This is a genomic window from Cylindrospermopsis curvispora GIHE-G1 (genome assembly GCF_014489415.1).
Taxonomy (GTDB): domain Bacteria; phylum Cyanobacteriota; class Cyanobacteriia; order Cyanobacteriales; family Nostocaceae; genus Raphidiopsis; species Raphidiopsis curvispora_A.
Map to the genome: position 1 here is coordinate 413,311 of NZ_CP060822.1, position 16,524 is coordinate 429,834.

The 16,524-nt window shown below is 42.7% G+C and carries 13 protein-coding genes and 1 pseudogene; 1 reads left to right on the forward strand and 13 read right to left on the reverse strand.

The genetic code is table 11. The features are described from left to right. Nucleotides 1-372 precede the first annotated feature (372 nt). The gene (locus tag IAR63_RS02005; RefSeq protein ID WP_187706392.1) at nt 373-1,269 is read left to right on the forward strand and encodes a hypothetical protein; all 897 of its coding nucleotides are present in this window, start codon (nt 373-375) and stop codon (nt 1,267-1,269) included. Between the two features lie 460 nt (nt 1,270-1,729). On the opposite strand, the pseudogene tnpA reads toward IAR63_RS02005, so the two are convergent. The 13 genes and pseudogenes from tnpA to IAR63_RS02065 all read right to left on the reverse strand — a co-directional run bounded on the left by tnpA (nt 1,730) and on the right by IAR63_RS02065 (nt 16,404). After that, nucleotides 1,730-2,091: pseudogene (gene tnpA, locus IAR63_RS02010) on the reverse strand (IS200/IS605 family transposase). Between the two features lie 137 nt (nt 2,092-2,228). After that, entirely contained in the window at nt 2,229-4,274 is a 2,046-nt protein-coding gene (locus tag IAR63_RS02015; RefSeq protein WP_187706393.1) for a heparinase II/III family protein, read from the reverse strand. A 37-nt stretch (nt 4,275-4,311) separates the two neighbouring features. Beyond that, entirely contained in the window at nt 4,312-5,685 is a 1,374-nt protein-coding gene (locus tag IAR63_RS02020) for a glycosyltransferase (protein WP_187706394.1), read from the reverse strand. Between the two features lie 78 nt (nt 5,686-5,763). Continuing rightward, complete coding sequence (gene wecC, locus IAR63_RS02025) at nt 5,764-6,978, reverse strand: UDP-N-acetyl-D-mannosamine dehydrogenase (protein ID WP_187706395.1); 1,215 nt, start codon at nt 6,976-6,978, stop codon at nt 5,764-5,766. A gap of 6 nt (nt 6,979-6,984) precedes the next feature. After that, nucleotides 6,985-9,105: a bi-domain-containing oxidoreductase gene (locus IAR63_RS02030; RefSeq protein ID WP_187706396.1), complete on the reverse strand. Its 2,121-nt coding sequence runs from the start codon at nt 9,103-9,105 to the stop codon at nt 6,985-6,987. Nucleotide 9,106: 1 nt separating this feature from the next. Then, entirely contained in the window at nt 9,107-9,448 is a 342-nt protein-coding gene (locus IAR63_RS18115) for a hypothetical protein (protein ID WP_223007678.1), read from the reverse strand. Next, nucleotides 9,435-9,920: a class I SAM-dependent methyltransferase gene (locus tag IAR63_RS18120; RefSeq protein WP_223007680.1), complete on the reverse strand. Its 486-nt coding sequence runs from the start codon at nt 9,918-9,920 to the stop codon at nt 9,435-9,437. Before IAR63_RS18120 ends, IAR63_RS18115 begins: the two co-directional genes overlap by 14 nt. 13 nt (nt 9,921-9,933) lie before the next feature. Further along, on the reverse strand, nt 9,934-11,844 hold the full coding sequence (gene asnB, locus IAR63_RS02040) for an asparagine synthase (glutamine-hydrolyzing) (RefSeq protein ID WP_187706397.1): 1,911 nt from the start codon (nt 11,842-11,844) through the stop codon (nt 9,934-9,936). Between the two features lie 30 nt (nt 11,845-11,874). After that, nucleotides 11,875-12,600 (reverse strand): class I SAM-dependent methyltransferase, encoded by a 726-nt coding sequence (locus tag IAR63_RS02045; RefSeq protein WP_187706398.1) that lies wholly within the window; start codon nt 12,598-12,600, stop codon nt 11,875-11,877. A gap of 68 nt (nt 12,601-12,668) precedes the next feature. Then, nucleotides 12,669-13,838, reverse strand: a complete 1,170-nt coding sequence (locus tag IAR63_RS02050) for a glycosyltransferase family 4 protein (RefSeq protein ID WP_187706399.1) — start codon at nt 13,836-13,838, stop codon at nt 12,669-12,671. Nucleotides 13,839-14,093: 255 nt separating this feature from the next. Next, nucleotides 14,094-15,224, reverse strand: coding sequence for a glycosyltransferase family 4 protein (locus IAR63_RS02055; protein WP_187706400.1), 1,131 nt, complete (start codon nt 15,222-15,224; stop codon nt 14,094-14,096). A 55-nt stretch (nt 15,225-15,279) separates the two neighbouring features. Further along, entirely contained in the window at nt 15,280-16,050 is a 771-nt protein-coding gene (locus IAR63_RS02060; protein ID WP_187706401.1) for an FkbM family methyltransferase, read from the reverse strand. A 39-nt stretch (nt 16,051-16,089) separates the two neighbouring features. After that, nucleotides 16,090-16,404 carry a class I SAM-dependent methyltransferase gene (locus tag IAR63_RS02065; RefSeq protein WP_187706402.1) on the reverse strand — a complete coding sequence of 105 codons (315 nt, stop codon included), beginning with the start codon at nt 16,402-16,404 and terminating at the stop codon, nt 16,090-16,092. Between the last annotated feature and the right edge of the window lie 120 nt (nt 16,405-16,524).

The following is a 16,524-nucleotide window of genomic DNA, read 5'->3' on the forward strand; positions in this document are numbered from 1 at the left end:
GGAACTCTATTTTCAAATTCCCACCTGATAATTACCACATTTTTTTGAGTCACGCGTTAAGCGATCGCATTTTATTTTAACTCGAATTAAGAGGGCGATTGCGAAGCACAGCGATATCCCATAGGGAGTGCTTCGCGATCGCCCACCTCCAATTTAACACTGGACCTGCGGATACGGGAATATAGCGCAACCTCATCCAAGTGGATTAGGAATAAATTAGTGTAAGAATTTCTGATACTATATTGACATGGGGTAATTAACCCACACCTAATAAATTATGCGAACAGTCCGGTTATGGTACGTAAAAAATCCAAACCTCAGAAAAAAAAGGACACCCCAAATAGAGACTGGCACCGCCTTTTAGGAATGTTTATGACCGTCCACTTCTATAATAGCCCTTATGAGGTAGAAGTAGAAAAGGATCTAACCATCAGAAAACAACTGCTAGACATTATAATCATTAAGAGACATAAAGACAGCGGATTTAATCTGTATCCAGCAGGTTTAGAAAACATGTCTAAACACAACCTAATCAGCTATAAATCCATTCATGAATCATTCACAGTTTGGTCACTAATGGAATTAATAGGACACTATGTCAATTATCGGAAGCAAACGAGTAAATCCTTGTCGAACCTGCTACCAGAAGAGGATTACAGACTGTACGGACTAACAACCCACGAACCGACCCAATTAATGGGGAGATTAAAATGGAAAACTGTCAGTGAAGGGGTTTATGATATAGAATGTGTTACTATGAACGTGAGACTGATAGTGCTGTCGAAAATACCCAAAAGTGCCAACAATGAGTTGTGGAGACTGTTTAGTGCGAGAGCAGAAGTGGTGGAAGAAGCGATTAGCCATTATCAAGAAAGTTATCGCAAGAGCGAGTATAGCATATTAATGCAACAACTATATGAGTTTTACTTAAAGGAGAAACTGCCAATGACATACACATTAGAGCAATTCAAAAAAGATTTTGTAATAAGTCACTTGAGAGAGATACCGACTGAGGAGGTATTAAAGCAATATTCTCCCGAAGAGGTATTCAAGCAATATTCTCTCGAAGAGATTAAGCAATATTCTCCAAAAGAGCTGTTAAAGCAATATTCTCCCGAAGAGGTATTAAAGCAATATTCTCCCGAAGAGGTATTAAAGCAACACTCTCCTCGGGAATTCCTAGAAGGACTTTCACCAGAGACACTACAGCACTTGGCAGTTATTCTGTCTCAATTGGGTGTCAACCAAATAAAAAATCAGGAGCAATGATATTGGGATCTTAAAACTGTAAAACACGCAAAAACGGTTCTTGGGAACTCTATTTTCAAATTCCCACCTGATAATTACCACATTTTTTTGAGTCACGCATTAAGCGATCGCATATTATTTTAACTCAAATTAAGAGGGCGATCGGGAATCAATTCCCGGTCTCAAAGCTCAAGTCGGTTCAAAACCGACTGGTTTTGTGGTGGGTGATTTGTGGGGTATTGAGTAATCGTAGGTTGGGTTGAGGAACGAAACCCAACAAACCAACGGGATATGTATAAATGCGATTGCAAAGCACTCCCTACGGGAGCTCGCCATCATCATCCAAGTTCCCAGTCAATTTCTAAGGGAATGAATTTATCTCCTTGCAGAAGTCGTGATTCACAAGAAAATCGCCGAAAGGCACGGAAGCCACTTGGCTTTAGACAGGAAGTGCCAACGGCGAATTTATTCACCTTGATATTTAACCGTGATGCGGATCTTCAATATACCTTTTAATAACATCTGCTGAAACCTGTCCAGCAGTGGAATAAAAATAACTATTAGTCCATAGGCTAGGAAGTTTAAGTAATTCAGGAAATTTTCGTCTTAACAAGCAAGATGACCGTCCTTTAAAAGCTTTAACCACTTGATTTATAGCAACATCTGGTTGATGTTCTACAAATAAATGAACATGGTGCAACCTCAAGAGCGAGGATATCCCAGTCTTTTTCTTTGGCTAGTTCGTAAATTATCTGTCGAAGGCGTTTTAGGTATCTATACAAGATGCACTACTGCATTACCTTTTGAGTGATTTCCTATTCTGTATTCCAGTGTTGTCTTCATATTGTTTCGTGGCTGCTATTGACAAGTAAATCATATCTCAACTATACTTTTGAAATCAACTTAAAGTAGCGGTGATGCTAGGAATTGATCTTAGCGGAATCAGTAGAGGTTGTTTAAGCCAGCCTCAGAAAGTTCGTTTATGGACTCTTCAGAAATCTCCGTGTCTTCAGACCGGAGAAGCTTAAAATGGGAACTCCATTTTCAACTTCCCACCTCATAACTACCACTCCGTCAATGCTTAGCCACCCCTCACCAACTGTACCATTAAGCATAAACTGGGCATCACTATTAGTCAAAACCGTACATATCATTTCTGACCAATTAAATTCTCCTACTAGTCTCCGACTTGTCAAGACTAAGCGGGAATGGCGAGAACCAAAGCAAGGAGAATACCAACTGTCATTATCCACGGAAGTGCTAGCATCGGAACTATAGGTCAGTAACTGTAACCGCAAAGGATTTTCACGGTCATTCTTTTTTGACCCCCTGTTATCCACTTCTAAATTCCAACCATGCTGGTTTTCCCTACAAATAACTCCTGGACCTAAATGTAGTCTATGAATCCAACCTAGGGGAGACTTACTCTGTATCCAGTCTAACACGATAAGGATAAACTTATTGTTCGATACACCACTGTCTATTTCTGAACACCCTAACCAACGATGATGGCTGGCTTTTAACCAGTCATAGCCACTGTGACTGGCACTTACCCAATGCCATATGGATTGATTGCCACTACTACCACTTGTTATTAGCTTGGGCTGGGCTTTGCGTGCTGCTCGAAAACTACCCCACACTTGGGTTTGGTCAAAGGGATATCCCCCTTCTATTGGCGTAAGGGTAATGGTATTATGGGCTAGAGTACCCCTTTCCCGTTGACGGGTGCTATCACTGCCATACTTACTAGTTCCTGTTTCTACAATTAAGGGTTCCCCTCGCCAATAAACATCAAAACTTAAACAGTCTGAGTGAGCATGGGCAGGCAAATCAGGAGGACAAGGAGGTGCAGCGTCAAAGGTAATTTCAAACCCACTGGCAGTTCGCAGCAAGAAGTAGCCAGAATCGGGAAATTCCAATATACCTGTTGCACGGGGAGAAGGTGAACTGATGGTGGCTAGTGCTAAATTGGCGGTTCTACAACTTAAAAGACGTTGATTGAAGGGGGAAACTGCTGCGGATGACCGTCCCAAAATGCGATCAGCACAAGCTACAATTTCATCTAGTGGTTCGGCAATGTTGTAGGCACAGTCATTCCAAAGGGGATAATTACCATTTCTCAAACGTATCCCTTTTGCAAATTCGGTCATTGATGTTAGGGTGGTGATAAGTGTTTGTGGGATTTCACTACCCGCACTGCTTAAACAAATAATTACTTCACACAACCGCTTCAGTAAAATAAGATGGTACATGGGGCTGCGTTCAAAGTGACCACCATCACCAAGAATCTGCACTGCCAGTTGCTTTTTTAAACGATTAAGGGATGTTGCTACTATTTTTTCCGCTCTCTTACCCCTGAAGTTTAACCCGGCAATAATTAGGGCAGCTAGGTTCTCAAACCAGTGATTTCCCTTAAAAAATGTCTCCTGATAGTGATATAAATAACACAACTGTAGCCACAGGGAGTGGTTGACCTGGAGGCTTTGCAGTTCGGGTGCTGTTCTCAGTAGCCAGGTCCAGTTAATTAAACGAAGGGAGGTGGGATAGGGATGCCAACCATCAAAGGTGCCTAGGGGGTTATGGGTAATCCAATCTTGGAGGAGGTATAACCTTTCTATTGCTGATTCAGACCAATTATGTGTGGTGTAAAGGTGATTGAGATCATCTCTTATCCAATCAAAATAATGGAGGTTGAATTGCCAAAGACGAGAATAGGTGGGGGAATTCCAAGGTATTGGATAAGGTAATATCTTTGATTCACCGACAAACTTAAATGGCAGTGCGGTGGGTGGAATGTTTCTATGCGCTATTCTATGGCTTTCTATATTGGTTGGGTTGCCATGGCTAAGTCTCACTAGATAATCTTCCCGATTTAAGGGAGGGGGAAATTGGGCGCCAATCCAAACCTTTTTCATTAGGTCTGGCAATCGCTTATAAACACGGCGACGGCTTTCAAACCAAATTCGATCTAACAGTTTGGGAATCGGTACGTCTTTTAAAGTGTAAAACCAGAGGCTTGGGTCCATGGAATATGTGAAAATATACTAAATTTTACTTGCTCGCTTACTTACTTGCTTGTATATAAGAAAGTAAGTGATCTGCGTACTTCCTCATGATGTTCCTCCGATCATATTGCTCGATGAATTCATCTCGGTTGTGCCAGCCTGTTTTTATCTGTTTGAGCTGGTTGAGAAAGGATTTTATGTCTTTCTGGGTGAAAAATTGCACTCCGGGAATTTGACCGATAAAGTCCCGGGTGTATCCTCTCACACCAGCTAGAATTGGTAGTCCCGTAGCTGCATACTCGAATATTTTCGATGGAATCACCATGTCTAAACTTCGGTAGCTGCCAACCTGCAAAAATAAGGCATCAACTTGTCCGTATTCTCTAATCAGCTCCTGTCTGGGAATGGGTCTTAATACTGTGATTATTTCTCTGAGGTGAGGGAACTTCGCTAGTTCTCTGAGTGCTGGAGCTTGGGCTCCGTCCCCCATAATCTTAATTGACCATTTTAGCTCTATTAGCTCTTCTACTATCTCTTTTTCCTCAATTAATGGTTCTAATAGTTTCAGCAGGTCTTGTCCAATACCTAGGTTGCCAGCATACAAAATTGTCTTGGGTTTATCCGTGTGGTTTGTTTGCTTAACTGTGTCAATTTCTAGTAATGTGGCGCTATTTATTTTATTATCTAATGTTTTTCTAACAACTAGTGTGTTATTGGTTGTATGGTTAAATGTTTTATTAAGAAAAGTTTTCAATGAGGGGTGCTGACTGTTGGCATAAAACTCCACAAATTGCTCATCCACACCGTTGGTGAAGTAGGAAACTTTACTGGAATCTAAGAGTTCGTCGTAAAGTTGGGAAAATCCTGGGGATACAAGGTTAATACTTGTGGCCCGATTGGCTACGAAGTTCTCTATATATAATAGTATGAGGTAGACTAGAACCTTTCTCTGTCGTCTAAAAAAGCTGAGGAAGTTTTCTGAAAAGGTGTCTCTAATATCAACACATAAGATGGCTCCTGTGATTAAAGAAGCTAGGGCTCCTAGATAACTGGTGAGTAGTTTGGCACTGGTGGCAAAAATTAGATGGGGTCGATTCCAGATTAATACTGGTAGTGCTTGAATTAAAAAAAAGAGGTAGGAGAAGCTCTCCGCCACAAAGCCTCGACCAAACATGGGAACGTCTAGTCTAATAATGTCAACATCCTCTAATCCTCGAATTAGATTGTGTTTGGGGGAGGATGAACCTGGCTCGTTTTTGTTATTGTATTTGTATCTAAAGGGTTTAGCGCAAACCACCGTAATTTTTAAATCTATCTTCCGAGTTGAAGCTTGTTTTTGAATGGATTCAACTAGAGAAAGCATTCTAAAGGAGGCAGCTCCGAAATCCGGGGGGAAATTAAAAGTGACTATAGCAAGACGTTGTTGAAGCATGTTAGTCTTTGGGATTATCTAAAAATATCTGATGTTGGAACTTCCGACTCAAATAACGAATTTGTGGGCGCAAAAATATCAGTGGATTCCGCAAAAGTCCAGATATGGTTTGTTAGCAAGATCCAAACCGATAAATTCCCTATGACCCACCAAAAAAACTAATATATCCGCATTCTCCAGGGCTAATTTCCATGGAGTTAATTCTAAGGAAACATGGTACTGTAAATTGGGCTCAACAACTAAAACACTATATCCACTACTAATTAAGGTTGTAGCTATTTCCAGCGCTGGTGAACCCCGCAGGTCGTCAACGTTGGGTTTAAAAGCTAGTCCAAAACATCCAATGGTGGGAGCGCGATGGTATTTTTGCTGAAATTCTTGTGCAAGGGTAATAATTTGCTGGACTACCCATTGGGGTTTGCTATCATTGATATGGCGAGCAGTTTGAATCAGTGATGTGTTTTCTGAATCCGCTGCGGCAATAAACCATGGATCAACTGCTATACAATGTCCACCTACGCCGCAACCGGGTTGCAAGATGTTGACTCGGGGATGGTGGTTAGCTAGATGAATGAGTTCTCGCACGTCAATTCCCAGGTGGGGACACAACATGGACAGTTGGTTGGCAAAGGCTAGGTTTACATCCCGATAGGCGTTTTCCGTTAATTTACAGAGTTCCGCCGTGCGAGCATCGGTGGTTAGTATTTGTCCCTGACAAAAGGTTTGATAAAAGGTTTGGACTAAGGTTGTTGCTGCTGGTGTTAGCCCACCTACTACCCGGTCATTATGAATCAGTTCTTGCAGAATCTTTCCTGGTAACACCCGTTCAGGACAGTAGGCTAAATGTATGTGGTCTGGGGATAAACCAGCTGAGTTGAAGATTTCTCCTACCTTTTCCGTGGTTCCCACGGGGGATGTGGACTCTAAAATGACTATGTTACCCGGTTTTAATACGGGGATGATTGATTGGGCTGCTGCTAATACGTAGTCAATGTTAGGTTGGGGAATGCCGTTATCATTTTTGTGGAAGGGGGTAGGTACACAAATAATGAAAATATCCGCAGCACTGGGGGTGGTACTAGCACTGAGTTTTTGGTTATGAACTGCCTCGGATACTACTAAATCTAGATCTGGTTCGACAATGTGGATTTTACCTTGGTTAATGGTTTCTACCACTTTGGGGTTGATATCCACCCCTTTTATTTGGTAGCCATGCTGGGATAAAATTGCTGCTGTGGGCAGGCCAATGTAGCCTAGTCCAAGGATGCACACTTGGTACGGATTAGCTTGCATAATAGTTCAATAATTTAATGCACTAGCAATATCTATGGTCGCTTTACTCACCTCTAGTAGTTCCTCAAACCCAATGGGAATGGGAGATCCCTGAAGCAGGGATTGAACAAATTCTGCCACGCAAGCTGTTTGTCCCTTATTTTGTCGCCAACTGCTCTGCTGTCGGAATCTGGACCAACCCCAACCTCTTAATTGCCGATAATTGTCTAGTTGCAAAATCTTGCCTCCACAAAATACTTCTACACGCTCTTTGGCAAATGCTTTGGATCCGTTGGCTAGGTAGTGTATTGTGCCTATGGATCCGTCGGCAAAGTTGAGGGTAATCGTACTACTATCTGGACAGGTTTTACTATCGGGTAGCATACTAGTTTGCCATTTAACTATGGAACTACCTACTAAAAATCTCATCAGGTCAACAAAGTGACAAGCTTCACCAATAATGCGCCCTCCCCCTAATTGGGGATCTTGGGTCCAGTGGTTACTGGGTATTTCTCCGGCGTTAACTGTTATGATTAATACTTTTGGCTGGGATAGGGTTGTCAACATTTGGTGCATGGTCTGTACCATGGGTGCAAACCGTCGGTTGAATCCTACCATTAGTTGCTTGGGTTGACCCGTTTGAATATTACTAGTATATATTTCTTCTATTTCTTCCAGTTCTTGATGGCTCAGCGCCAGTGGCTTTTCCACGAAAATATGTTTCCCTTTAGCGAGAAAGCGACACACTAGATCTGCGTGGCTGTCGTGTCTGGTGGCAATGACTATGGTGTTAATTTCTGGGTGATCTAGCAAGCTATCTATATCCGTAGTAATCTGTTTGAAGCCAAACTTGGCTCCATAGTGGCTAGTGTTGACTCCCGAGCTAGCTGCTAGGGTGTGCAACAGGGCAGGGGTCTTAGCAAAGGCGGGAATTAAAACTCGACTGGCATAGTTACCAGCACCAATACATCCTATAACTACGGAAGATGGGTGAATGGTAAGATTGTCAGTGAAGCGAATGGTAGTTTGGTGCGGTTGACTGGTGCTGGGATAATCAATAAGAATACCTAAACAAGGACCACTGGTCAATACGCTGTAGGCCTGGTGGGCTTCCTCTATGGAAAATCGATGGGAAATTAGGTCATGGGTGTTGATCTTGCCTGTGGCTAGAATATCTAGTACAGCTTGAAAGTTCCTTTGCTCTGTCCAGCGGACATAGCCTATGGGGTAGTCTTGTCCTTTTTGTTCATAGTTAGGGTCGTAGCGTCCCGGTCCGTAGGAACAGGAAACTTGAAAGGAGAGTTCTTTTTCGTAGAAGTCAGCACGAGAAAGTTCTAGTCCTGTTACTCCCACTAGTATGATGCGCCCCCGTTTGCGGCACATTTGGGCAGCTTGGTGGATGGGTTCGTTGCTGGAAGTGGAAGCGGTAATAATCACCCCATCTACTCCCACTTGGCGGGAAAATTGGGATGCGGCAATTAAAGGGTCTTCTCCAGCACCTAGGTTAACAGTATGGATACCCAGTTTATTGGCTAGAGCTAATTTGTCCGGGGCGAAGTCCAGTCCCAGGACTCGACAACCCTGGGCTTGTAGCAGTTGGGCTGTGAGTATGCCGATTAGTCCCAATCCAGTAACGACAAAGCATTCTCCCAGGGTGGGTTGGGCAAGGCGGATAGCTTGCAGTCCTATGGCAGCTAGGACGGTAAAAGCTGCTGCATCGTCACTAACTGGATCTGGAATAATGGCACAGAGGTTGGCTGGCACATTGACTATTTCCGCGTGATGTCCGTTAGAAACAATGCGATCGCCTATTTGAAAGCCGGTAACTTTATCACCGATGCCAATTACCGTACCTACATTACAGTAACCGAGGGGTAAGGGTTGGTCGAGTTTAGTTTGAACTGCTTCTAAGGTGGTGAATATTCCATCAGTGTGGATTTTTTCTAGGACTTGGCGGACTTTATCTGGTTGTTGTCGGGCTTTTTCTAGCCAGTTACTTTGACCAAATTCTACCAGCATTCTCTCTGTACCCGCAGACACTAGGCTACGGGAGGAGCGAATCAGTAATTTGCCTGGCTGAATTTTGGGGGCGGGTACGTCTGTGACTTTGGTTACTCCTGTGCTTAGCGATTGGAGGATTTGTTTCATGTTATTTTCTGGCTTGAATTAGCATGAATATACCAGCACTTGGCAAAAACTTTTGGATGAACCATCGCGGCCAAATCTTTTTAGCTAGGGATAAAATTATACCTCTGTGTCGTTGTCCAGCGTCTGAGGTGAGCAGATCCCCATGGGAAAGCTGTGTATGAATATCTACATGGCTAAACTGCGCAAACATCTGCTGTGCCTCACTGACAGAATATGCCTTAGTTCCAGGACTTTCTAAGTAGTTACCATAGATGGTCTTCATGCTGGTGAAGGGACGTAAACGAAATAGACCATAACGCATCCATAGCATTATGCCCACCATGCTCCATTTATGATAAATCATAATTTTTGCTACCCCCCCCCCGCTTAAGTACACGCCAACATTCAGATATTGCGGCTGGAGTATTAGGACTATGATGTAATACTCCCCAGGAATATACTACATCAAAGGTTTCTGCATCAAAGCTAAGATTTTCCGCATCACCCACTGCAAGGGAAGAATGGAGTCCAAAACGGTCAAGTCGTTTTAACGTGTGTTCTATAGCTCTTTCTGTGAGATCTATGCCATACAATTCGGCTCCAGCTTTGGCAAACTCCTGATGATCTGCGCCTAAACCTACCCCAATTTCTAACACCTTCATTCCTTTAGTGGATTCAAATGCAGCAAAATCTAAAATGATGGGTTCTAACTGGTAGCGTTTTCGCGCCTGAGCTTCATAACCTTCTATATCTGTTGATTTTAAATATAGGGTTTCACCACATGCAGCTTGGTTCCAGAAGTCATGAACCTGTTGCTTTTCATTAAATGCTGTCATATTTATATCTAAGTTATGGAAGTTGTGATTGTTTATCTGTATCAATAAAGCGACGACACCACAGTTCAATAGATATGAGAGATAGCAGAGTATAAGTGGCATCAACCCTACCAGAATCATTATCACTTATCAACTGTTGGACGGCGCGAGGATCGAACAAGCCCCTTTGTTTAAGACTTTCTGCACTGAGAATATCACCCAGAAGTTCCCGCAACTCAAAACGCATCCAACGACGCAGGGGAGCTCCAAAACCACTTTTAGGACGATAAATAACCTCTCTGGGTAAATAAGGTTCCATTGCTTTTTTTAGAATCCATTTGCCTACTCCACGACGTTGTTTTAAGGATGGAGGAATTTGGGCGGCAAAATCAACTAGTTCTAGGTCCAGAAATGGTACTCGCACTTCCACACCTACTGCCATCGCCATTTTGTCAGTATAAGTTAGATTGTGATCACTCAAGAAAAAACGTTGTTCCAGGGCGAGCATCTTTTCTAGAGGAGGAACTCCATCACATAATGGGGATAAAAACTCTAACATTGGAGTTGCAGCAACCGTATCACTTAAGGCTGCACGAAATTCGGGGGTATAAAGTTTTAGGAGATCGGGTTGGCGAATCCAAGCAAAGTAGTTGACTAAACGCTGGTCTCCCGTTAATGTTGGTCCGTTAAAAAACTTACTTACACGGCGTAAAAAAGAAATTTTTTGATTGAAGCCTCCACTGATGTGTTCTAGCCAACTACGAATACTAAGGGGTAGCCAACGCCAGTAAGATTCCCAGCCAAGTGCCAGATGCCGTCTATAACCGGTGAATAAATCATCACCACCAGACCCGGATAGCAAAACTTTAATCCCCTGCTGCTGTGCTAATTGACTGATGTATAAGACGTTTAATGGTGCTGGATCAGCCAATGGTTCATCTAGTTGTTCAACCATCTTGGGCAAGTCTCTAGCCATTTGAGCAGAGTCAATTTTCACCACATCCAGGGGGACTTTTAAATGAGCTGCTACTAGACGACTATATGGTAAGTCATCACTCATGCCCTCCTCCTGCCCATTTACATCTATGGTAAAACAGCGGATATGTGGGTTGACTTCCCGTGCAAATGCAACAATGGAGCTGGAATCTAATCCCCCTGAAAGGAAAGCTCCTACAGGCACATCGGCTATCATTTGTCGGTGAACAGCATCTTTTAGGTGCGTCACTGTTTGCTCCAGGACGGTTTTTTGGTCACTAATGATTTGGGGATAACGAAAGATAGGTAGCTTATACCAAGTCCATTGGCGGGTTACTCTCCCGGTTACAGTCATTGCTTCCCCTGGTAAGAGCTTCCTAACGGAGTTAAACGGCGTACCCGCTCCGGGACACCACAGAAAAGTCAGGTAGCGATGCAGTGCTTCATAGTCGAGAGATGGTGTGGATGGTAAAAAAGGCGACAGGGCTTTTATTTCGCTAGCAAAGGCAAAATAATCTGGTGTATTGGTATAATAAAGAGGCTTAACACCTAGGGCATCACGCGCAATAAAGAGGCACTGCTTACTAGTGTCCCATAAAGCGAAGGCAAAAATGCCGTTGAGGCGAGACAGCATGGAATGTCCCTGGGAAAGATAAAGATTTAGTAGCACCTCTGTATCTGAATTACCACGGAAGTGAAAACCTTTATCTATGAGTTCTTTTCGTAGCTCTAAGAAATTATAAATTTCACCGTTAAACACCAGGGTGATGGAACCGTCTAAACTTGCCATGGGTTGATGACCCAGGGGAGAAAGGTCAAGAATGGCCAACCGACAATGGGCAAGACCAACTCCTGATTGGGAGTCTAAATATATACCCGTGTCATCTGGTCCACGATGAATTTGGTTGTTGACCATTTTCCACAGGGTTGATTCATGACCGCCATTTACAAAACCGGCAATTCCACACATGGTTTATTATAGTTTATTTATTAAAAACAGCTACTCAGCAAGAACTATTAGTGTTTCCCCGCCCAGCAGTCGTGTCCCCCAGTCTTTGTTGACAGCATAAACCACATACCTGGGAAGTCGGAATAGGTTTGTTTTTAGACTGCGATTTGGCATATTTAAAGCTGCACCAGTATAACGCCACTCAATAATTTTAAACCCACATTCTCTTAAAGTTGCTAGAGCCAAATCTTTAGTGTAAAAGTGAAGGTGCCCAGTGCGATCGCGAGCTTCCAGCAGAGGTTTTCCTCTCAATACGCTACTGGCACTTAAGTCCAAAGGAATATGAAAAACAAATCTATCAGCATGGCGATGGGATTCCTCAAGAAATGTGAATGGATCCCGTACATGCTCAAAAACATCCAACATTAATAGGACATCATATTTATCCGTGTTATTCTCATGAAAGTCAGCCAGTACAAACGAGATTGTTTCCCCCCCCCCGATATGTTTAGTATTATTTATTGCATCTGATTCCCAAAACTCAGCAGCTTGTGGGGAGATATCATAACCAACAAGGTGAGTATTGGGATAAAGTTGGTGTAGATGGCGGAGAATATCTCCCGAACCACAGCCAACTTCACAGATGGATAGGGGATTTATCTGATGGTCTTTCAAGATCGAACTGACTTGGGAGGCTTTCCAAATCGCGTCTTCACTATGCCATGACGGATTTCCATTTAGGTATGATTTATCAATGTAACGGTTCTCTATTTTCATTATCTTTAAGTGTGAGAGCAACTGTATTACTCGGTTCACCGAATTCAAACTTGATTTGCTGAGGAACTTCACTTGCAAAACGATGCCAAAAATTCAAATGTTTCTTCGGCACATCGCTTCCAGTCAAAAGCCTGAGATTTTAAGTATGCACGTTCAGCCAAATCCTCTCTGAGAGCTGGATCATGAATGAGTTTTTCTAAAGCGCTGGCAATTTCATCTACAGATTCTGGGTCAAAATAAACTCCCGCATCTTCTAAAACTTCCGGCATCGGTCCCCTATTAGAACAAGCAATGGGTAAACCTGATGCCATAGTTTCTAAAAGAATATTAGGCATATTTTCACAGGTAGATGCAAATACACCTAAGTCAGCCTTCCTATAGAATTCATGAAGATTCTGGTAAGAAATAGATCCACGATAACGGCACCAATCTCCACGGGGATCACATTTATCCAAAGTTTTACGCAGTCGAACTAGAGAAGGAGCATAAGCTGTTCCCACCAGATCTAGTTGCAGAGGTAAACCAGAATGACGTAAAAGAGACACAGCTTCTACTAAATTCCATTGATGTTTATATACGTCAACAATTGAAACGTAAAGGATACGATAGGGGTTCTCCGGACTATATTCCAGGATGGAAATCTGGGGCTTTACGGAGTGTCGAAAACGGAGGTTCAAACCGTGAGGAATAATGGTTGTCTTTCCTTTCAGAAAACCTGTAGTTTGAGTGACACGTTCTTTGGCATATTTAGTCAAAAAAATTACACCATCGGCATTCCTAAAACTCTGGCTTTGAAATTGACGTAATAAAAAAATTCTTAGTCTGTTTAATGACCAGCCATAGCGCTCCATTTCTGGAAGATCGAAGGGTAAAAGATTTTGACTCATGGTAACCACAGGGTGGAAGTTACCAAAATAACTCCCGCCAGGCACGAAAAGTAAATCGCATCCCAAATGTCGAGCGGATTTGGATAATTGCAGGCTTTGCCAAGAAACACGACTGAAAATGCCTTGATTCAGCTGTGGGGGATTGATTTTTTTCAACCAGGGCTTTTCGCTTAAACCGGGTAGAGTTTTAGATCCACCCCATACAATTACACTGGAAATGCCATGCTTTATGGGTTCAGCAGCATCTAGTAGTTCAGTTAAATGAGTTACACCACCGCCATTTCTAATATTAGTTGCATCAATTCCAATTACAATTTGGTTTCGGTCAGCTCTGTTGTTAGATATGAACATACAGTTTTTTTGATAACTCGATAGCCAATTGGGTATATGTTTCAGATTTCGTTGCATCCATAGCATAAGACAGGCCCTGTTGGGGGAGGTGCATGGGTTGATGGCCCAGGGGGGAGAGATCAAGAATTGATAACCGCCGATGGGCCAGACCTACGTGCCCATGAGACCTACGTGCCCATTATCCGACCACCACTCCCCTGCATCATCGGGGCCTCTGTGGGTGATCGGTTTGGGGGGTGGTTGAGGCGAGTCCGACTATTCCGCACATTGCATCAATTCCTCTGTACTATTTATTACTTCGAGCAGGGGTTGTATTGATCGCTCTACAGTCCAGGTTTCGGATTGGATTCGGGCTGACTTAGCGATCAACATAATGTCAGAACCAATGGCACGTAATTCTCTGATTTGTGTGGAGAGTTGTTGCCAATCACCAGCCCTATGGATGAAGCCACTGATTTTGTTCTCAATTCGATCAATAGCTGAGCCACAGACATCTGATGCCATCACAATACAACCTGCAGCCATCCCCTCCAATACCGCATTTGGATAGGGGTCATGAACAGGACTCGAGTGTATTAGTATATGACTTCTTGACATTCGATGAATGAGTTCAGAAGGCTCCACCCAACCTAAAAAACGGATATAATCTTCGATACCGAGACCCCGAGCAAGATCTTGAAGTTCTTTTAGATCCGGTCCTGTCCCTGCGATCTCATATTCCCAATTTTGATTCGAACCTAACGCGGCAGCAACTGCACGAATACTTATGTCATGGCCCTTTACAGAATTCTTTAATCTTCCCGAACTGATAAAACGCAAAGGATAAGGGTATTCATATTTTATCTCTAGAACTTGCCATGTAGGGTATTTTTCTAGATCTAAAACAAAAGGTAGATTTCTCGTTCTTTTCGGTGCTGATCCCATACGAATTAAAGCATTGATTCCAGGACTACCCGTTCCAAAGATGGCCTTCGCACCGAGCATAATCCATTTTAGCCACCTATCTCTTGCCCATTCTCGTAGATGTGGTGAGTTTTTTTTGCGTGGTCTTGGTACATCTGTCCAGATTGAGTATGTCCGACCCAAAAGTCTAAGCAGCGAGAGTAGAATAAGAGTTGTTGGATGATCCCACCCTGCGATAACAAAAAGGGAGATGCCTGGGTCAAATATCAAACTTAGGGACCTCCAATCGACACCCAAAAAGGTGTTATAAAAGCGGTTTTTATAGCCTAATCCAAGCGGTGATTTCCACGGATGAGATGACAAAACCTGCGAGCGATAATTAACCGAAAGATCAATTTTTGGGATAAGAGCAAGTGATTTGAAGAGGACATCATTGTAAGGAGTTGGCTGGCAATTAAACCACTCAATCCTGATTTTTGCCATGATATTGTACCTTTAATTAAGTAGTCGCACGTTGAGGTTAAGACGAGATTTTATATTATCTCGCAAAAGTACACACACATCCGTAGCGAGAGATAAGCCTTAGTAATGTTCGTGATTCGATTAGTTTAATCAAGTTATCAACATCAAAGTGCTTATTCTCGTAAGTAGTAGCATGCAGCTCAAAAATTGCTAACTTGCATGCTAACAAAGATTCAGTATCGTTAAAAATAATTTCGACTTCAGCGCCCTCAATATCACAAACCAATGTGTAATCAGTGAGGTCTTCGGACTGTATTATATCTTTTAGTTGTATTGCGGGCACTAGTAATGCGGTGTCTCCTTCTCCAAGGGATGAAGAAAGGGGACAGTGGCTTATCGAAAAACTAACTTCATCAAGCCCATTATAAGTGACCGCTCCATTTATGATCTTTGTTTTTTTCTCTGGAGCATTCACAGTCAAGTTTTTGGCTAAAAGGTTCAAAAGATTTGGGTTAGCTTCAACACAAATAAGCTTATTCTGTGGTGACAGCTTTTTAGCAAGGACACATGAAACACCTCCAATACTACTACCAAGTTCGATAACGTCCATATTAACTGGTAAATACTTATTAATCATCCTGATTTCGGCACTTTCATAGAGCCCAAAGAACAGGTAAGATTTTAGCTTCCCCCCCCCTGGGGGAACTAAAATACGGCTGCCTTGATGTGGGATAAGGTTTTGGAAAATGATACCTATTGTCCAATTAACAAGCGGATGGCAAATGAAATAGGATACAACCCGTTTTACGGGTAACCATCGTCCAACTGGCTCAATGGATGGATTCATAGTAGTTTACGTGCAACGATATAAAGTTGAGAATCGACTCTATAATATGTCCGATTGCGGAGACGGAAGAACCGCTCGACCAGACCTAATGGATAGAGTAACCAAGTAAAGCCATGGAATAGAAATGTACACAATACCACCAGGTCTCAGCAAGGCATTGATTTGCTCAATCACCTTCCAAGGATGGGGAGTATGTTCAAGCATGGAACAATTTGCTAAATAATCATATTGTTGAGTTAAGTGCTGACTCATTTCTTCCGCATCAACCACTATATCTACAAGTTCCAAAGGTTTTAAGTCTATTTGGGTGATTTTATTGGGTCCAAAATTAAACTTGTGGGGGGGTGTTTTCACCCTCGCCCATTTAGATACTTGTTAAAGTGTCGCTCACTTAGAGCTATTCCAGGGTGAGGATGTGGCGGAACAATATTCTTCCACCACCAAATACAGAATCTCAGGAGCTTTCCTTTGATA

Bases quoted from the DNA above. Each gene is read 5' to 3' on its own strand.
- IAR63_RS02005 (WP_187706392.1), top strand. From the start codon at position 373: ATGACCGTCCACTTCTATAATAGCCCTTATGAGGTAGAAGTAGAAAAG.
- IAR63_RS02015 (WP_187706393.1), bottom strand. From the start codon at position 4,274: ATGGACCCAAGCCTCTGGTTTTACACTTTAAAAGACGTACCGATTCCC.
- IAR63_RS02020 (WP_187706394.1), bottom strand. From the start codon at position 5,685: ATGCTTCAACAACGTCTTGCTATAGTCACTTTTAATTTCCCCCCGGAT.
- wecC (WP_187706395.1), bottom strand. From the start codon at position 6,978: ATGCAAGCTAATCCGTACCAAGTGTGCATCCTTGGACTAGGCTACATT.
- IAR63_RS02030 (WP_187706396.1), bottom strand. From the start codon at position 9,105: ATGAAACAAATCCTCCAATCGCTAAGCACAGGAGTAACCAAAGTCACA.
- IAR63_RS18115 (WP_223007678.1), bottom strand. From the start codon at position 9,448: ATGATTTATCATAAATGGAGCATGGTGGGCATAATGCTATGGATGCGT.
- IAR63_RS18120 (WP_223007680.1), bottom strand. From the start codon at position 9,920: ATGACAGCATTTAATGAAAAGCAACAGGTTCATGACTTCTGGAACCAA.
- asnB (WP_187706397.1), bottom strand. From the start codon at position 11,844: ATGTGTGGAATTGCCGGTTTTGTAAATGGCGGTCATGAATCAACCCTG.
- IAR63_RS02045 (WP_187706398.1), bottom strand. From the start codon at position 12,600: ATGAAAATAGAGAACCGTTACATTGATAAATCATACCTAAATGGAAAT.
- IAR63_RS02050 (WP_187706399.1), bottom strand. From the start codon at position 13,838: ATGTTCATATCTAACAACAGAGCTGACCGAAACCAAATTGTAATTGGA.
- IAR63_RS02055 (WP_187706400.1), bottom strand. From the start codon at position 15,224: ATGGCAAAAATCAGGATTGAGTGGTTTAATTGCCAGCCAACTCCTTAC.
- IAR63_RS02060 (WP_187706401.1), bottom strand. From the start codon at position 16,050: ATGAATCCATCCATTGAGCCAGTTGGACGATGGTTACCCGTAAAACGG.